We start from the raw sequence: 17,209 nt of genomic DNA, 5'->3' as shown, positions 1-17,209 counted from the left end.
ATGAGCGTGGAACTCGCCACTTTGAACGGTCAACAAGCCGACCGAAACGCCCGCAATGACAGCCCTTTGGCTGTGCGGGGGCTGACGGTATCCTATGGTCAGAAACCTGCAGTTTTTTCGGTTGATATGACTGTACGTGCCGGTGCTATGACGGCGATTATTGGACCAAACGGTGCGGGCAAGTCGACGTTGCTTAAGGCGGCTTTGGGTATTTTGCAGCCCCTCGCCGGCACGGTCAGTGTCATGGGCAAAACGGTTGCCGACATGCGTGACAGCATCGCGTATGTGCCGCAACGTGCCAGCGTTGATTGGGATTTCCCCACGCGCGTGATCGACGTGGTCATGATGGGGCTTTACGCCCAGTTGGGACTTTTGGGGCGCGTGCGCCAAAAGCACCGCGATCAGGCGATGGCGTGTTTAACCCGCGTGGGCATGGCTGATTTCGCAAAGCGCCAGATCGGGCAACTGTCTGGCGGGCAACAACAAAGGGTCTTTCTGGCGCGTGCCCTTGTGCAAGATGCAGACTTGTACTTGCTGGATGAACCTTTCGCAGGGGTCGACGCTGCGACGGAAAAAGCCATCATCGATGTTCTGAAAAGCCTGCGCGACGCGGGTAAAACCGTTGTCGTTGTGCACCATGATCTGTCGACAGTGACCGATTACTTTGACGACGTTTTCCTGATCAACACCAAAGCGATTGCGCATGGGTCGGTCGAGACAACGTTTACACAAGAAAACCTCCAAACGACGTATGGTGGGCGTTTGGGCGGTGCACAAATGGACGCTTTGTCTGGTACTTTAGGGTAGTCATGATTTCGGACGCATTGTTATTGGGGCTTGGCTATAACGCCACGCTTGTGACGCTGGGCGCCATGCTGTTGGGTATGGCGGCTGGCGTCGGTGGCACGTTCTTGTTCCTGCGCAAACGCGCCCTTGTCAGTGATGCCGTGTCACACGCGACGCTGCCCGGCGTGGGGCTTGCGTTTATTATCATGGTGGCGCTGGGCGGTGACGGGCGATCTTTGGTGGGGTTGCTATTGGGCGGGGCGGTGTCTGCGGGCATCGGATTGTTGTGTGTCAGTTGGTTGTCCACACGCACGCGGCTGGCCGAAGACGCGGCCATTGGGGCCGTGTTGTCGGTGTTTTTCGGATTTGGCATCGTTATTTTGACCGTGATCCAATCCATGAGCGCGGGACGCCAAGCTGGTTTGGAAGGCTTCCTTTTGGGATCAACCGCTGGAATGTTACGCACCGACGCGATTGTTCTGGCGGGATCGGCGGCGCTGACGTTGTTTCTGGTCTTGGTGCTGCGCAGGCCTTTGACGTTGGCTGCGTTTGATCCCGAGTACGCAAGCGCATCGGGCCGCAACGTGACCCGGATTGATTTGGCTATGATGGGCATCGTTTTGGCGGTGACTGTTGTAGGTTTGAAAATTGTCGGTCTGATCCTGATTGTGGCTTTGCTGATTATTCCGCCTGTCACAGCACGGTTCTGGACGGAACGCACCGATCATGTGGTGCTGATTGCGGGGCTTGCAGGCGGCGTCTCCGGGTATGTTGGTGCCGCAACGTCTGCCGCGCTGCCGAATGTGCCGACGGGTCCTATTATTGTGTTGGCCAGCTTTGCGTTGTTTGCCTTATCGCTTCTGTTTGCGCCCGGTCGCGGTGTTTTGTCTTCGTTTCTACGCCACCGGACGTTCCAAAAACGGGTGCATTTGCGGCAAGGATTGCTTGCGCTGGCCCAGAACCAACCCATTTACGAGGGGCTGACGATGCGTTTGCTGAAGCGGGCCGGTCTGGTTTTGGCCGATGGTGTGCCCACAGACGCAGGTCAGGCGCGGGCGGCCAAGGCCATGCTGGACGAAGCGCGGTGGACAATTGTGCGCGGGGATCAAAGCTATGAGGCCGCAGCAGTTTTGTATGATGGGCTGACAGATCTGGAAACGCTTTTGACAACGGATCAATTGCGCGACGTGGATGCGCAATTGGCGCGCCCGCAAGGGGTCGGGGCATGAGCGGCGCAGAGTTTGTCCCCCTGTCTCTGACCCCGATGCTGATCGGTATTTTTGTGGCGATGGCCTGTGCGCTGCCCGGCAATTTCCTGTTGTTGCGCAGGCAGGCATTAATCGGTGACGCGATCAGCCATGTGGTGTTGCCGGGGATCGTCGTTGCCTTCTTGCTGAGCGGTATGGTCGCGGCGCTTCCCATGTTGTTGGGCGCAGCAGCAGCGGCGGTCATCGCAGTTGCGGCGATAGAAGCGATACAACGGTTGGGCAAGATCGAACCGGGGGCCGCCATGGGGGTTGTGTTCACCACCATGTTCGCAGGCGGGGTGTTGCTTTTGGAGCAGTCCGACACCAGCAGCGTGCATCTGGACGTGGAGCATGCCCTGTTTGGCAACTTGGAAAGTCTGATCTGGCTGGATGCTTTGGGATGGTCGTCGCTGCTGGATCTGGACGCACTTTCCGGGCTGCCGGTTGAGCTGCCGCGTATGGCAGGCACGCTTGTTTTGGTGGGGCTGTTTATCGGTGTATTCTGGCGGCCGCTGAAAATCTCGACCTTTGATGAAGGGTTCGCCCAGACCATTGGTATGCGCACACGGCCTTTGGGGCTGGCTTTGGTGGTCGTTTCCGCCATCGCCGCAGTGGCTGCATTTGATGCAGTGGGATCGATTATCGTGATTGCGATGTTCATATGCCCCCCTGCCGCTGCTCGTATGATGACAAACCGGTTGGAAACCCAGGTGGCGTGGTCGATGTTGTTTGCGCTGCTGGCTGCGGTCGCGGGCTATGTGTTGGCGGGCTACGGGCCGTTGTGGCTGGGGTTTGACGCGTCTGTCAGCGCGGCGGGGATGATCGCGACCATGTCGGGGGTCAACCTTGCGCTGGCGGCAATCCTGGGACCCCACCGCAAACGGTCCTAGAGTCCTGACCCCAGGACCGTGATCGAGGGCGGGTCCCAAGTGTCGGCGCTTGCCAAACGGAGAATTTTCTGGCCCTCTGCCCCCAAGCCAAAAAAGGAGAGCCTGCCATGAAAGACGACAACTTCCTGCGCGCCAATAATGCGCAACACTTGTGGCACCCCATGGGGCACCCGGGCGCGGCAAAAGACAATGCGCCGACGATCATCACAGGGGCCGAGGGCTCTGTCATCAAGGACATCGACGGGCATGAAACGGTGGATGCCGTTGGCGGGTTGTGGTGCGTGAACCTTGGCTATTCCAACGATGTGGTCAAAGATGCCATTGCCAAGCAACTATATGATTTGCCCTATTATTCGGCCTTTGCAGGCACATCCAACCCCACCGCGATCGAGGCGTCTTATGCGGTGCGTGAGTTCTTCGAGGCTGACGGCATGGGGCGGGTGTTCTTCACCTCGGGCGGGTCGGATTCCGTCGAAACCTGCCTGCGTCTTGCGCGGCAATATCACCGCATCAAGGGCGCCCCCAACCGCACCAAATTCCTGTCCTTGAAGAAGGGGTATCACGGCACGCATTTTGGCGGGGCTTCTGTGAATGGAAACAACCGGTTTCGCATCAACTATGAACCGTTGATGCCGGGGTGTTTTCACATGCCCAGCCCATACACGTATCGCAATCCGTACAATGAAACGGATCCCGATGTGTTGGCCCAAAACATTGCAGCTGCCATGGAAGATGAAATTGCGTTCCAAGGCGCAGGCAGCATCGCCGCATTTATCATGGAGCCTATTCAGGGCGCGGGTGGTGTGATTGTTCCTGGGCAGCATTTCATGAAGCTGATGCGCGAAATTTGCGACCGCCACGGAATTTTGATGATTGCGGACGAAGTGATTACAGGCTTTGGACGGTCTGGCGATTGGTCCGGCAGCACCCACTTTGGCGTGCAGCCTGATATGATGTGTTGCGCAAAAGGGATCACTTCGGGGTACTTCCCGGTTGGCGCGGCCTTGATGTCGGAGGCTGTGGCAGAGGTGTTTGAAACATCTGGCGAAGACGGTGCGATTTTCCACGGCTACACCTATTCCGCGCATCCGGTTGGGGCAGCCGCTGTGACAGCTTGTCTGTCTGAAACCTTGCGTTTGGACACAAAGACCAATGCCGGTTTGCGGGGCACACAGCTGTATGATGGATGTGTCAAATTGATGGAGAAATACGATATCATCGGGGACGTCCGCGGTGGGCATGGGTTGATGACAGGGCTTGAACTGGTGTCGGACCGCGGCGCCAAAACCCCCATGGACATGGCCACGATGAAGCGCATTCATGCAGCGGCGTATGATGCGGGCGTTATGGTGCGTTTGGGCGGCAACAACATCTTGATGTCGCCGCCGTTGATCATCACCGAAGATGAAGTGAACCGTGTTTTGACGGGGTTGGATGCGGGCTTTGCAGCGGCGTAATCAGGTGCGGCAAGCCACACCTTACGGCGTCTTTGCAGCCTTTTCAGCGCGTTAACCAAAACACCAGAAAGGCGGGCTAAACCCCGCCTTACCTTGCTGGTCGAATCGCGTCTTTGCATGCTACATATCGGGGCATGGCCGCAATTGACCCCAACATCAGCGAAAACCGCCCCGTAATCCGCCAACTTGACGATGCTGCGATCAATCGCATCGCTGCGGGCGAAGTGGTCGAACGTCCTGCCTCTGCTGTTAAGGAGTTGGTGGAAAACGCGATAGATGCCGGTGCAATGCGCATCACCATCGACGTGGCGGACGGTGGCAAGACCCTGATCCGCGTCACGGATGACGGCTGCGGCATCGCTGGCGATGATTTGCCATTGGCACTGTCACGCCATGCGACATCAAAAATCGACGGATCGGACCTGTTGAACATCCACACTTTTGGCTTTCGGGGCGAAGCCTTGCCATCTTTGGGTGCCGTCGGGCGTTTGAATATCACCTCGCGCGTGCCCGGGGCTGCAGCCTTCGAGATCAATGTCGAAGGTGGACATGTTGGCGACGTGCGACCTGCTGCTTTGAACGCGGGTACCGTGATCACCTTGCGGGATTTGTTCTATGCTACGCCTGCGCGGTTGAAGTTCCTGCGTACTGACCGCGCCGAATCCCAAGCCATTGGGGACGTGATCAAGCGCCTTGCGATGGCCGAGCCATTTGTGCGCTTTGAGCTGCGCGATGTCAGCGGCGACGCCCCCCGCACGACCTTTCGCGCCGAAGCGGAAACAGGGGATATGTTCGACGCGCTGCACGGACGACTGGCCACGGTTTTGGGCCGCGAATTTGCAGACAACAGCCTGAAAATAGACGCAGAGCGTGAGGGGCTGCATCTGACAGGATATGCTGCGTTGCCTACCTACTCGCGTGGTTCAGCCGTGGCGCAGTATCTGTTCGTCAACGGTCGCCCGGTGCGTGACAAGTTGCTGGTGGGTGCGTTGCGTGGGGCCTATTTCGATTTTCTAAGCCGTGATCGTCACCCTGCGGCGGCCCTGTTTCTGGATTGCGACCCGACGCTGGTGGATGTGAATGTGCACCCGGCCAAATCCGAAGTGCGCTTTCGCGATCCGGGGCTGGCGCGTGGATTGATCGTGTCCGCGCTACGACATGCTTTGGCGGATGCTGGGCATCGGGCGTCGACCACTGTTGCGGGTGCCACTTTGGGGGCGATGACACCAGAGACCTCGGCCGGGCGTGTGTATCAGATGGACCGTCCCCACGTTGGGTCGCGTGTCACACCCCACGAGACGCAAGCGCCCGGCTTTGCAGAGATGCGTCAAGATTACAGCGGTCAGGTTATGGCTCCTGACCCTGTGCCAGATGAGGCGCCCCAAGACCTGCCATTGGGCACGGCGCGTGGGCAAGTCCACGAAAACTATATTATCGCCCAAACCGCACATGGCATGGTTATCGTCGATCAACATGCGGCGCATGAGCGGTTGGTTTATGAAAAACTGAAACACCAGATGGCGGAAAACGGGGTTGCAACCCAAGGGCTGCTGATCCCTGAAATCGTTGAACTGTCCGAAGGCGACTGCGCCCGATTGCTGGACGTTGCGGATGACTTGGCGCGCTTTGGATTGGGGATTGAACCCTTCGGTGGCGGTGCGATTGCCGTACGCGAAACGCCTGCAATATTGGGCGAGGTCAACGCGCGTGCGATGATTTTGGATATTCTCGATGAATTGGCGGATCAAGGCAGCTCAAACATGGTGCAGGCCAAGGTAGAAGCGATCCTAAGCCGAGTGGCCTGCCATGGGTCGATCCGGTCTGGCCGCTGGATGCGGGCCGAGGAAATGAATGCGTTGTTACGTGAAATGGAAGCGACCCCGCATTCCGGTCAATGCAACCACGGACGCCCCACCTATGTGGAGCTGAAATTGGCAGACATCGAACGGCTATTCGGGCGCACATGATTGAAATTGCAGGATACGCTATCAGCCTTTCTGACGGCGTGATCTGGGCTGTGTTGGCCATTCCAGTCCTTATTGTGGTTTTGCTTTTTATGGCGGTTTCCGCGGCAAGACGCTCTGCGCGGGCGGCAGAGCCTTTGGCACAGCAGTTGGGCTATCTGGGGCAACATGTGCAGCAGTTGTCTATGGGGCAAGCCCAGTTACAAGGGGGTTTGCAAACGGTGTCTGACACCCAAGCCAACACGCAGACGCAAGTGATCCAAACCATGGAAGCGCGCTTGGCCATGGTTCAACAGCAGATGACGGACCGTCTGGCGGAAAATGCACTGAAATCGGCAAATTCCTTGGCCGAGATGCAAGAACGGATGAACGAAACCCTGCATGGGTCGTCAAAGCAAACGACCACCAGCCTGACGCAGTTGCAAGAACGGTTGGCCGCGATCGACAAGGCACAAGACAACATCACCAAATTGTCCGGGGATGTCCTGAGCCTGCAAGACATCCTAAGCAACAAACAAACACGTGGTGCTTTTGGGGAAATTCAACTGAACGATATTGTCGGCAAAGCGCTGCCCAGCGACAGCTATTCGCTGCAAACGACGCTCAGCAACGGAAAGCGGGCAGATTGCTTGATCAAGCTGCCGAACCCGCCCGGGCCTATTGTGATCGATAGCAAATTCCCTCTCGATGCCTATGAGGCAATGCGCAAAGCAGAGACTGACATTGATCTTAAACAGGCGGTTGCGCGGTTCAAAACCGATGTAAGAAAACACATTTCGGATATTTCCGAAAAATACATCATTGATGGCGAAACAGCGGATGGGGCGTTGATGTTTCTGCCTTCGGAAGCCGTTTATGCAGAACTGCACGCGAATTTCCCCGATCTGGTGCGGGCCGGTTTTGATGCGCGAGTCTGGATCGTGTCGCCCACGACATGCATGGCAACGTTGAACACAATGCGCGCGATCCTGAAAGATGCCCGCATGAAAGAACAGGCAGGGGCCATTCGCACAACTTTGAAACACCTGCACCGTGACGTCGAGATTGTGGTGGAACGTGTGAACAAGCTGAACACACATTTCGGTCAGGCGCGTGCTGATCTGGACGGAATTTCCACGGCGGCGGAACGGGCTGGCAAACGCGCAGCCAAACTCGATAATTTTGATGTCGAAGAGCTTGAAGCCGCGCCTGCAAACGTGGTTCCATTGACGCAGGGCGACGCGTAAGACGGATTAGGAGACGGACATGGACTATTGGATGAAAGAAAAAGGCTACGCTTAACGCGTCACCCAAGATTGCTGCCCATCGCTTTGGCCCGGTCCGTCAACGCCTGCATTGCTTGGATGTAGGGGGCGGGCCCATGGCTGATGCGGGCCACACCCAGTGCTGCAAGCGCTGCGATTGAATGGGTGTCGTCGCTGCGCATGACATTGACGGGCAGGGGGCTGGCGGCACAAATTTGTTCAATCAGGGCAGGGTCCGTGACACCCGGCACAAAGAACCCGTCAGCCCCTGCATCGGCATAAGCCTTTGCGCGGTCGATCAGATCCGGCAAGCGCGTCATCTGGGTTTCAAGGTCACTGCCATCAAACATCAAATCGCAGCGTGCGTTGATAAACAGGTTTTGTTCCACGCCGCGCAATCCATTGATTTTGGACGCTTGCGCCTCGCGTGTTTGAAGCGTTTTGCCACCGATGATGCGGTCTTCGAAATTGATGCCAATCGCTCCGGCCGCAACCAACCTTTGCAGATTTTCAAACAGCCCATTGTCTGTTTGCGCGAAGCCGGCTTCAAAATCGACAGTCAGCGGCAAGCTAATGGCGTCACTGATTTGAATGACAGTTTCAAGGAAACGCGCAAACGGCATGTTTTGCCCGTCTTCGTATCCTTGGGCCTTGGCAACCGCCCAACTGCCCGTTGCGATGGCGGGCGGGTTAGCCTTGGCCACGGCCACTGCGCTGCCTGCGTCCCAAATGTTGCAAAGAACCAAGGGTCGTCCCGGAATGTGCATGGCTTTGAAATCAGTCATAGATATTGCCTTTCAAGGTCGATGAGTTTTCGTTTCCGCCACACGCCGCCGCCATATCCGGTCAGCGCCCCGTCAGCGCCAATCACACGGTGGCAGGGGATTAAAATCGCGATCTGATTTGCGCCGTTGGCCCGTGCCACAGCCCGCGTCGCGGTGGGGCGCTGTATGGTTTCAGCCAAAGCGGCATAGCTTCGGGTGTGCCCCGCCGGAATGGTTTGCAGCGCCCGCCAGACGTCTTTGGTAAAGGGTGTGCCGTGAAGCGCCAAGGGTGTTGTGAATGTAGCATTCTGGCCGCCAAAGTAAGATTGCAACTCTTGTTTGACCTGTTCCAAGGGCGGGGTGCTGCCAATCGCGACACCGGATTTTGTGGATGTCACAAGGCGCTTAAGCTCGGCCGGTAGTGCCTTGCGATCGGCAAATTCCAACAGATGCAAATGCGTGTTGTCCGCTACGCCAATCATGGGGCCGAGTACTGTTTGAAACCAATCGGCTTTCAGCAGTGCCGATTTTTGAAACCCGCCGGGGGGCAGGCCGATCATCGCGGCGAAGGCTTTGCGAAAAGCAGAAGGGCTGTCAAAGCCGGCTTCCAATTGGGCGTCGATGACGCGGCCACCGTCCGCCAATGTGGTGAAGCCTGCTTGCAGTCTACGTGCGCGGGCAAGATCAAGAAAAGTCGTGCCAAAATGCCGCTTAAAGGCGCGCCGAATGGTAGAGGGATCATGCCCAAGTGCCTTCACATCAGTCTCGGACCAGCGCCGCGTGGGGGCGTTGTCCAATCGTGTCAACAAATCCTGCACTGCCGGATCGTCCGGCACCAAAGCGTGCATGGGATGGCACCGATTACAGGGACGAAAGCCCGCGTCGATGCAGGCGGTCGGGCTGTCGTGGAAACTGCAGTTTTCGGCTTTGGGTTTGCGGGCAGGGCACGTCAGGCGGCAAAATACGCCAGTTGATCGCACGCCAACAAATGCCCGCCCGTCATAGGCGGGATCACGGGCAATCAGTGCGTCATACAATGTGGCGTCTGAGGGAAGTGTAAACAGCATGAAAGAAGCCTAGACCAAGGGCCCAGGCTTCGCCGCCCCAAATCGGGCGTTTATTCAAATTTTCTCAAGTACGTTAGATGCGCAGGAACCTTTGGGCGATTTTCGGTAGCAAACCTTTGAATTCCAGCGGCGCATCTGTCACGGCCAGACAGATACAGTCTTCGTGAATGTCGGCCACCGGCGTGTGGAAATGATCGCTGTCTGCCGTTTCGACATCACCGCGTGCAAAGTAGTCGTCATCGTCCTGAAAAGCACCCTGCAAGACCATAGTCATTTCAGTGCCTTTATGACCATGGTCAGGCATCGCAGCCCCCGCGGGAATGAACAAAAGCCGCGCAGACGCGTCTTTGGAGGTCGGTAAAATGGCTTGCTTGACGCCAAGGCCAACCGGTTTCCAACGGATCTGATCCAAATCACCGCCGACGTAATCCTGCAGCGGTGCTGGCAACATACCTTTGGGGCGTGTGACTTTGATTTCCTCTGTCGGACCACCGGCGATCAGCGCCATGGTGGCGGCGAACGATGCCGTATCCATGGCGATGTCGACATCTGGCGTGTCCAGAACTTCGCCGCCTACGGCGTCAAAGCTAGCCAGATGCGCACGGCACGTATCACACAAAGACAAATGCGTGGCGACCATCAGATTGAAAGCCTCTGGCAGGGTGCCTGCGGAATAGGCCATCAGGATGTCGTCGGTCAGGTGGTGTTTGATGTTACTCATCGTTTTAACCATTCATTTCAATACGTGGCGCAAGCGTTCCAGCGCCAACCTAATTCGCGATTTGATCGTGCCAAGGGGCAGACCGGTTTCAGCGGCAATTTCACTGTGGGACAGATCCCCGAAATACGCCTTTTGTATTAAATCCCGCTGTGCTGCGGGCAGGTCGGCCAAGGCGCGACCCAGTAATTCGCTTTCTTGCTGCAACGCCAAAACGTCGGCTTGATCGGGTTCCTCTTCGGGACCCCATGTCAGTTCCTCAGGCTCTGGTCGGCGCTGTTTGCGCAGCACGTCGATCTTTCGGTTCCGGGCGATGGTAAAAATCCATGTCGCCACGGACGCCCGGCTTGGGTCGAACATATGCGCTTTGTGCCAACAGGTCGCCATGACCTCTTGGGCGCATTCTTCGGCCAAGGATGCGTCTGACCCCGACTTGATCAGGAACCCTTTCACGCGGGGCGCAAAATGGGCGTAAAGCTCGGCGAAGGCCGCTTTGTCCTGATTGTCGCGGATGCGGGTCAAGTGTGAGACCCACAACAAACGCTTTTTTGTTTTGTCTTCGTTGTTCACACGCACTTCGCCTGTCACAGCCCCACGGGCCATTGGTCGATAGGATGACGGTGTCGGTTCCGCCACCGATGAAGTTTGTAAACCCGCTAACATGACAAAGATACGAGGCCCACATCCAATTGGATCACATATAGATTTTTGCGTTTTTTTGCATCCATTCGTGGCGTTGATGCGTACATCTATGTAAATCTGGCTAGACACATTGCCGCAGCGCAGAAGAAAGACCAACTGAATGCCCTTTGAAAACGCCCCGCCCGCCCCTAAGTCGCATCGTCGCAAAGTTGCTGTTATAGGCGCTGGTATTTCAGGCATGGGCGCTGCTTACATGTTAAGCGAGACGTCGGATGTGACGCTGTTCGAGGCCGAAAACCGCATAGGTGGTCATGCCCGCACACGCATGGCGGGGCCGAACATGGACCAACCCGTCGATACCGGGTTCATCGTCTTCAATTATGCCAACTATCCGCACATGGCGCAGCTTTTTGATGAACTTGATGTGCCGGTTGTGAAAAGCAACATGAGCTTTGGGGCGTCTATCGGTGGCGGTCGGTTCGAATACGCATTGGCCAGCCTCAATGGTTTGTTCGCCCAACGCAAAAATGCGTTGAACCCAAAGTTTCTGGGGATGATACGCGACATTTTCAGGTTCAACAAAAATGCGTTGCGCGTCGCCCAAGACCGCAGTCTCAGCGTCGGAGACTTTCTAAAAGTTTTGGGCACAGGCGATTACTTTCGCGACTATTACCTGCTGCCGCTGTCTGGTGCCATCTGGTCGACACCGACCCAGAAGATCATGGACTTTCCGGCCCACGCCATGATCCAGTTCTTTGAAAACCACGCATTGCTGGGCGCCACGGGACAACATCAGTGGTACACTGTTGAAGGTGGTTCGATCGAATATGTGCGCCGCCTTGAGGCCGCGATGCTGGGACGCGGTGTCGACATTCAACTGTCTGCCCCCATTCAATCTGTGCAACGCATCGATTCCGGTGTGCGCATTAAAGCGCAGGGCGTCGACTGGGCTGAGTTCGACGATGTGGTGTTTGCCACCCATTCCGACGATACATTGGCAATACTGGGCGATGATGCAGGTGCAGGCGAACGCGCGGCGCTGGGTTCAATCAAATACCAGCCAAACGACATCGTTTTACATTCTGACGAAAGCATCATGCCACACCGCCGGGCCACATGGTCGTCCTGGGTTTACACCGAAGACGCGACTGTGCAGGACGATACCATTGATCTGACGTATTGGATGAATTCGCTACAACCCATCAAGCTGGATCAGAATTTCTTTGTGACGCTCAACACCAAGCGACACATCGACCCCGATTTGATTTATGACCAAGTCACCTTGCGCCATCCGGTCTATGATGCAGCGGCATTGGCAGCGCAAGACGCGGTGCGTGCTATGAACGGTGACAACAACACATGGTTTTGTGGGGCTTGGATGCGTCATGGATTTCACGAAGACGGCTTGGACAGTGCGGTAAACGTGGTTCGTGCTATGCAAGCCCGTGATACGTTGGCTTTGGCGGCCGAGTGACCCGCGGCATTGATCATATTTCAGGCCAGACGTTTCATGGCCGCAAAGGCGACGTGGACAACGCGTTTCGCTATTCCATCGACTATGTGCTGCTGGATGCAGAGGCCGCATTGGACACGCCGTCCTTGTTCAAGCGCAACGGGCGTGGCGTTGCAGGTCTTCATGACAGCGATCATGGCGGCCCGCCCAAACACGGGCGCGGGGCGCGGTGGGTTCGCGATGTGCTTGAGGCGCACCAGATCAATGGTGTCGCTCGCATCGAACTTTTGGCCCAGCCCCGTTTCTTGGGGCATGTGTTCAATCCGGTGAGCTTCTGGCTGTGTCGTCGTGGGCAAGACGACGCGCTGATTGCGGTGATCGCGGAAGTGACCAACACCTTTGGCGTGCGTCACTCCTATCTGGTGCATCACCCCGACATGCGCCCGATTGCCCCTGAAGACCGGTTGGGGGCGGTCAAAATCCTGCATGTGTCGCCCTTTCAGCCCGTTGAGGGCGGTTACGAATTTCGCTTTGACATTACAGAAGACCGTATCGGTATCTGGATCGACTATTCGCGTGCTGGCGGCGGTTTGATTGCCACGCTGACAGGCAAACGCCGCCCCTTATCCAACGCCAGCATTTTGCGTGCCTTGCTGCGTCGTCCCTTTGGGTCGCGCCGTGTTCTGGCGCTGATCCATTGGCAAGCCATCAAGCTTTGGGTGAAAAAAGCAACCTTCAGACGGTCACCGGAACCACCGAAACAAGAGGTGTCGCGGGGATGACCTCAACCTCTGATCATGTCACTGAACGCAGCCCGCTGCGCTTGCCGTCTTACGCTGTGTTTGCAGCGCTTTTGGCGGCGGCGGGATTGCCGATTTATATCCATGCGCCGAAGTTCTATGTCGATGAGTACGGCGTGTCTTTGGCCGCTTTGGGGGCCGTTTTGTTCGGCTTGCGCTTGCTGGATGTGGTGCAAGACCCGCTGTTCGGGCGGGTGTCAGAAAAACTGCGTGACCGGCGCGCGCTGGCCGTTGGGATTGGCTGCGCGGTGATGGGCGGTGCGATGGTTGGCCTGTTCGCGGTCACGCCGCCGATTGCGCCGCTGATCTGGTTCGGTTTGATGCTGACGCTGGTGTTTTCGGGGTTTTCCTTTTTGACCATCAATTTCTATGCACAAGGCGTCATTAAGGCCGACCAACTGGGGGGCAACGGACACTTGCGTTTGGCGCGGTGGCGCGAAACCGGTGCTTTGCTGGGGGTGTGTGCCGCCGCGATTGCCCCTGTTGTGTTGGGTGGCGTGATTGGTGCCCCCTTCGCGGGATTTGCAGTGGGATTTGCGGTTTGGGCGGTGTTGTCTGTGGTGATGATGCAGCACGAATGGGATTCCGGCACCGCGGCGCGGTCGTCGGGGTTTCGCGTGGTGTTGCAAGACACAGTGGCGCGGCGGCTTTTGCTGATCGCTATGGTGAATGCCGCACCTGTCGCCGTCAGTTCCACGCTTTTCCTGTTCTTTGTGGAAAGCAGGCTGGATGCGCCCGGGCTGGAAGGGCCATTGCTGTTGTTGTTTTTCCTGTCGGCCGCACTGGCATCCCCGATCTGGAGCTTTCTAGCGGAACGGATTGGCGCAAAGCAGGCGCTGCTGTTTTCGATGGTCGTGTCGATCGTGTCGCTGGGATGTGCGATGTTTCTGGGCGCGGGTGATTGGCCATATTTTGCAGTGATCTGCGTTGTGTCGGGGGCAGCCCTTGGGGCAGATTTGACGCTTTTGCCTGCAATCTTTTCCAAACGAATGGCCAAGATTTCGCCCTCTGCCGCCGAAGGCTTCGGGCTTTGGGCGTTTGTGTCGAAATTTACCTTGGCCTTTGCCGCTGTCACCCTTTTGCCCGCGTTGGACGCGGTGGGGTTTCAAAGCGGTACAGCGACCAATTCAGTGCAAGCCCTTGGTTTGCTTTCCCTACTTTATGCGGCTGTGCCCTGTGCGCTTAAGGCCGTCGCAGTGCTGCTTTTGGCAGCCACCAACCTCGAGGAGACCTGACAGATGGACGGTATTTTCTACGTGATTGCAGGGGTGGCTATTGTGCTGCTTTTGAACTGGGTGCGACAGCGCTATGCAAGTTTTGTGGCGCAAAGCCCCGATGACTATGCGCAAGACGATACGCAATTTGATGTGCGCCAACACCTGAATGGCCCGATTGTGTGCGAAGGGGTCATCTACGGCCCGCTTGGTCGCGTCACCAGCCGGTTTGTTGGCGAATTTGATTGCGAATGGACCGGAAATTCAGGGGTGATGCGCGAACATTTCCGCTATCATGACGGATCCACGCAAGACCGTCAGTGGAACCTGTCTTTGGGCAACGACGGGCGCATCAAAGCCACGGCCTCTGATGTGGTGGGCGAAGGCATGGGGGTGCAATTGGGCGCTTCTGTGCAGCTGAAATACCGCTTCCAATTGCCAGACAGCGCGGGAGGCCATGTTTTGGACACCGTAGACTGGATGTATCTGGCGCCGAATGGAACCATCGTGAACCGGTCGCAGTTCCGTAAGTTCGGGATCAAGGTTGCAGAGCTGGTGGCCACGATGCGTCCCGCAGAACAAACCATCAAGGAGGCGGCATGACATCCGAGTGGCAAGGCAAACGATATTGGTTGGTGGGCGCAAGCGACGGGCTGGGTGAAGCTTTGGCGCGCCTTCTCAGCAGGTCCGGCTCAGAGGTTGTGCTCTCTGCGCGTTCTGAAGACAAACTGGCAGCGATCGTCGCGGATTTGCCAGGCAAAGCGTCTGTTCAGGTCATGGACATTTCAGACGATGACAGCGTCAAGTCGGCGGCAAAGGCTGTGGGGGACGTGGACGGCGTCGTGCTTCTGGCCGGTGTTTACTGGCCGTTTGGTGCAAAAGACTGGAACGCCGACCAAGCCACTGCAATGGCAGACATCAACTTTACAGGCTTTGTGCGTGTCTTGGGGCAGGTTGTGCCGCAGATGGTTTCCAAAGATGCAGGGCACATCGTCATTACCTCAAGCCTGACGGGGTTCCGCGGCTTGCCCGGCAGCATTGGCTACACCGCGTCAAAAGCGGCAACAATGTCTTTGGCGGAATGTATGTATGCCGATTTGCGTAAAACGGGTGTGCGTGTTCAAGTCTGCAATCCGGGCTTCATCAAAACGCAACTGACCGACAAGAATGATTTCAACATGCCCTTCATCATGGAAACCGACATGGCGGCGCGCGAGATGTTTGAACACATGAACGACACTGCGTTCAAAAAGAGCTTTCCAAGGCTCTTTTCGCTGGTGTTTCGGGGCGCGAATTTCTTGCCGGACTGGCTGTATTACCGCATCTTTTCCTAAAGCCCGCAAAGCATCGCAATCAAAAGTCGACAGCGATGCCTTTGCGTTCCCAATCCCCAAAGCGCACGGGTTCCGGCCCGTCACGCCCACCCAGTTCTGTGGGCAAATCAAGACCTGCGTCGGCTTTGCGGCGGGCTTCGGCCTCGGCCAAAGCGCGTTTGGCGGCGTCTGGCAGGGCCTTTTGGGTTTTGCTGTCTTCGCTCATGGGGTGGGTTCCTTTGCGGCTGTCCCCTTGATATACGCCGGGTCTTGGCGGGGGCAACCCGTGACACATGACATATAAGGGTTGAGAAATGTCTGACACAGGTGTGCAAGCGCGGCGGGCGGCCGTTTACGTGTTGGATCAGGTCTTGGGCGAAGGGCGATTGATGTCCGAGGTGCTTGGCGCAGGTACACTGGACAAGCTGGACGCAAGCGATCGCGCCCGTGCGCAACGCCTTGCAACCCAAACGCTGCGCGGGCTGGAACGTGCGGATCGTGTTCTACAAAAACACCTGCAACGCACGCCCCCCTTGATGGTGCACAATGCCCTGCGCGTCGGCGCGGTAGAACTGTGTCAGGGCGAAGCGGCACACGGCGTTGTCAATGCGATGGTTGAGCTGGTGTCCAAACACAAGCGCTACGGCAAAATGAAAGGTCTGACCAATGCGGTGCTGCGCAAGGTTGCGGCAAAAGGGCCAGAAGAGTGGGGCAAACTGCGCGCCCCGCGCTTGCCCAAATGGCTGCGTGGTCCGCTTGCAGACGCTTGGGGGGCAGAGGCAATGGGGCACATCGAACAAGCCCATTTTGCAGGGGCGCCGTTGGATGTGACTGTGAATGGTGACGCACAGGCATGGGCTGAAAAACTGGGCGGCTCCGTTTTACCCACGGGGTCCGTGCGCGTTACAGATGCGCGTCAGGTTTCTGCAATGGAAGGCTACGACGCGGGCATATGGTGGGTGCAAGACGCAGCAGCCGCAATCCCCGCGCAGGTGCTTGCGCCGCAATCGGGGATGCAGGCGCTGGACCTATGTGCGGCCCCCGGTGGCAAAACCATGCAGATGGCGGCCATGGGCGCAGAGGTGACATGTGTAGATATTTCCAAAGGTCGCATGGCGCGGGTGCAGGAAAACCTGACCCGCACCGGCCTGAAGGCCCGCGTCGTTGTGCAGGATGCTTTGACGCTGGACGGGAAATATGATGCGATTTTGCTGGATGCGCCGTGTTCGGCCACAGGCACAATCCGTCGTCATCCGGACTTGCCACATGCCAAGGACGGATCGGAATTCGGGGCTTTGATTGATCTGCAAGCGCAGCTTTTGGACCATGCCGCAACACTTCTAAAGCCGGGCGGACGACTGGTCTTTTGCACCTGTTCATTGTTACCGGACGAAGGCGAAGTGCAAATCGAAGAGGCGCTTGAACGTCATGCCGACCTGTCCATTGATCGTGACGCATTGAAGGTGGATGGTGTCGATCCAAGCTGGACGACCCAAGAAGGCGGGTTGCGTTTACGTCCCGATTTCTGGACGGATCAGGGTGGCATGGACGGGTTCTACATCGCGGCGCTTCGCAAGGCGTGATCCAATCCCTGCCGATGCAAAAAATCAGGCACACGAAAATCAGTGACTTAAATTTGATCGCCAGCTA

At 57.1% G+C, this 17,209-nt stretch carries 17 protein-coding genes; 12 read left to right on the top strand and 5 right to left on the bottom strand.

Annotated features, from left to right (window positions below; genetic code table 11):
• The 6 genes from ASD8599_RS17775 (at position 1) to ASD8599_RS17750 (ending at position 7,570) form a co-directional block, all read left to right on the top strand.
• On the top strand, positions 1-807 hold the full coding sequence (locus ASD8599_RS17775; protein WP_108829778.1) for a metal ABC transporter ATP-binding protein: 807 nt from the start codon (positions 1-3) through the stop codon (positions 805-807).
• Between the two features lie 2 nt (positions 808-809).
• Positions 810-2,015 (top strand): metal ABC transporter permease, encoded by a 1,206-nt coding sequence (locus ASD8599_RS17770; RefSeq protein WP_108829777.1) that lies wholly within the window; start codon positions 810-812, stop codon positions 2,013-2,015.
• Positions 2,012-2,923, top strand: a complete 912-nt coding sequence (locus ASD8599_RS17765; protein ID WP_108829776.1) for a metal ABC transporter permease — start codon at positions 2,012-2,014, stop codon at positions 2,921-2,923. The genes ASD8599_RS17770 and ASD8599_RS17765 overlap by 4 nt, the downstream gene beginning before the upstream one ends.
• Positions 2,924-3,030: 107 nt before the next feature.
• Positions 3,031-4,380 (top strand): aminotransferase class III-fold pyridoxal phosphate-dependent enzyme, encoded by a 1,350-nt coding sequence (locus ASD8599_RS17760; protein WP_108829775.1) that lies wholly within the window; start codon positions 3,031-3,033, stop codon positions 4,378-4,380.
• A gap of 134 nt (positions 4,381-4,514) precedes the next feature.
• Positions 4,515-6,347: a DNA mismatch repair endonuclease MutL gene (mutL, locus tag ASD8599_RS17755; RefSeq protein ID WP_108829774.1), complete on the top strand. Its 1,833-nt coding sequence runs from the start codon at positions 4,515-4,517 to the stop codon at positions 6,345-6,347.
• Positions 6,344-7,570: a DNA recombination protein RmuC gene (locus ASD8599_RS17750; RefSeq protein WP_108829773.1), complete on the top strand. Its 1,227-nt coding sequence runs from the start codon at positions 6,344-6,346 to the stop codon at positions 7,568-7,570. The genes mutL and ASD8599_RS17750 overlap by 4 nt, the downstream gene beginning before the upstream one ends.
• Positions 7,571-7,629: 59 nt before the next feature.
• Here ASD8599_RS17750 and ASD8599_RS17745 read toward each other — a convergent pair whose 3' ends face one another.
• The 4 genes from ASD8599_RS17745 to ASD8599_RS17730 all read right to left on the bottom strand — a co-directional run bounded on the left by ASD8599_RS17745 (position 7,630) and on the right by ASD8599_RS17730 (position 10,740).
• Positions 7,630-8,373, bottom strand: a complete 744-nt coding sequence (locus ASD8599_RS17745; RefSeq protein WP_108829772.1) for an isocitrate lyase/PEP mutase family protein — start codon at positions 8,371-8,373, stop codon at positions 7,630-7,632.
• Positions 8,370-9,419: a bifunctional transcriptional activator/DNA repair enzyme AdaA gene (locus tag ASD8599_RS17740; RefSeq protein ID WP_108829771.1), complete on the bottom strand. Its 1,050-nt coding sequence runs from the start codon at positions 9,417-9,419 to the stop codon at positions 8,370-8,372. Before ASD8599_RS17740 ends, ASD8599_RS17745 begins: the two co-directional genes overlap by 4 nt.
• 73 nt (positions 9,420-9,492) lie before the next feature.
• A complete protein-coding gene (locus ASD8599_RS17735) occupies positions 9,493-10,140 on the bottom strand; it encodes a ChrR family anti-sigma-E factor (RefSeq protein ID WP_108829770.1) in 648 nt (215 codons plus the stop codon).
• 12 nt (positions 10,141-10,152) lie between these two features.
• Entirely contained in the window at positions 10,153-10,740 is a 588-nt protein-coding gene (locus ASD8599_RS17730; RefSeq protein ID WP_219928875.1) for a sigma-70 family RNA polymerase sigma factor, read from the bottom strand.
• A gap of 199 nt (positions 10,741-10,939) precedes the next feature.
• Between ASD8599_RS17730 and ASD8599_RS17725 the strand changes: the two genes are divergently transcribed.
• Genes ASD8599_RS17725 through ASD8599_RS17705 form a run of 5 tightly spaced genes read left to right on the top strand, consistent with a single transcriptional unit; the run spans position 10,940 to position 15,580 of the window.
• Complete coding sequence (locus ASD8599_RS17725) at positions 10,940-12,253, top strand: NAD(P)/FAD-dependent oxidoreductase (RefSeq protein ID WP_108829769.1); 1,314 nt, start codon at positions 10,940-10,942, stop codon at positions 12,251-12,253.
• The gene (locus tag ASD8599_RS17720; protein ID WP_108829768.1) at positions 12,250-13,014 is read left to right on the top strand and encodes a DUF1365 domain-containing protein; all 765 of its coding nucleotides are present in this window, start codon (positions 12,250-12,252) and stop codon (positions 13,012-13,014) included. Before ASD8599_RS17725 ends, ASD8599_RS17720 begins: the two co-directional genes overlap by 4 nt.
• Positions 13,011-14,267: an MFS transporter gene (locus tag ASD8599_RS17715; protein WP_108829767.1), complete on the top strand. Its 1,257-nt coding sequence runs from the start codon at positions 13,011-13,013 to the stop codon at positions 14,265-14,267. Before ASD8599_RS17720 ends, ASD8599_RS17715 begins: the two co-directional genes overlap by 4 nt.
• 3 nt (positions 14,268-14,270) lie before the next feature.
• Positions 14,271-14,849, top strand: coding sequence for a DUF3833 family protein (locus ASD8599_RS17710; RefSeq protein WP_108829766.1), 579 nt, complete (start codon positions 14,271-14,273; stop codon positions 14,847-14,849).
• On the top strand, positions 14,846-15,580 hold the full coding sequence (locus ASD8599_RS17705) for an SDR family NAD(P)-dependent oxidoreductase (RefSeq protein WP_108829765.1): 735 nt from the start codon (positions 14,846-14,848) through the stop codon (positions 15,578-15,580). Before ASD8599_RS17710 ends, ASD8599_RS17705 begins: the two co-directional genes overlap by 4 nt.
• A 19-nt stretch (positions 15,581-15,599) precedes the next feature.
• Here the strand turns inward: ASD8599_RS17705 and ASD8599_RS17700 are convergent, their stop codons facing one another.
• Positions 15,600-15,785, bottom strand: a complete 186-nt coding sequence (locus ASD8599_RS17700; protein ID WP_108829764.1) for a DUF1674 domain-containing protein — start codon at positions 15,783-15,785, stop codon at positions 15,600-15,602.
• A gap of 88 nt (positions 15,786-15,873) precedes the next feature.
• Between ASD8599_RS17700 and ASD8599_RS17695 the strand changes: the two genes are divergently transcribed.
• The gene (locus ASD8599_RS17695; RefSeq protein ID WP_108829763.1) at positions 15,874-17,142 is read left to right on the top strand and encodes an RsmB/NOP family class I SAM-dependent RNA methyltransferase; all 1,269 of its coding nucleotides are present in this window, start codon (positions 15,874-15,876) and stop codon (positions 17,140-17,142) included.
• The last annotated feature ends 67 nt before the right edge of the window (positions 17,143-17,209 follow it).

Source organism: Ascidiaceihabitans donghaensis (assembly GCF_900302465.1).
Taxonomy (GTDB): Bacteria; Pseudomonadota; Alphaproteobacteria; order Rhodobacterales; family Rhodobacteraceae; genus Ascidiaceihabitans; species Ascidiaceihabitans donghaensis.
Note: the sequence above shows the minus strand (reverse complement) of the source record. Positions and strands in the feature narration are given on the sequence as shown.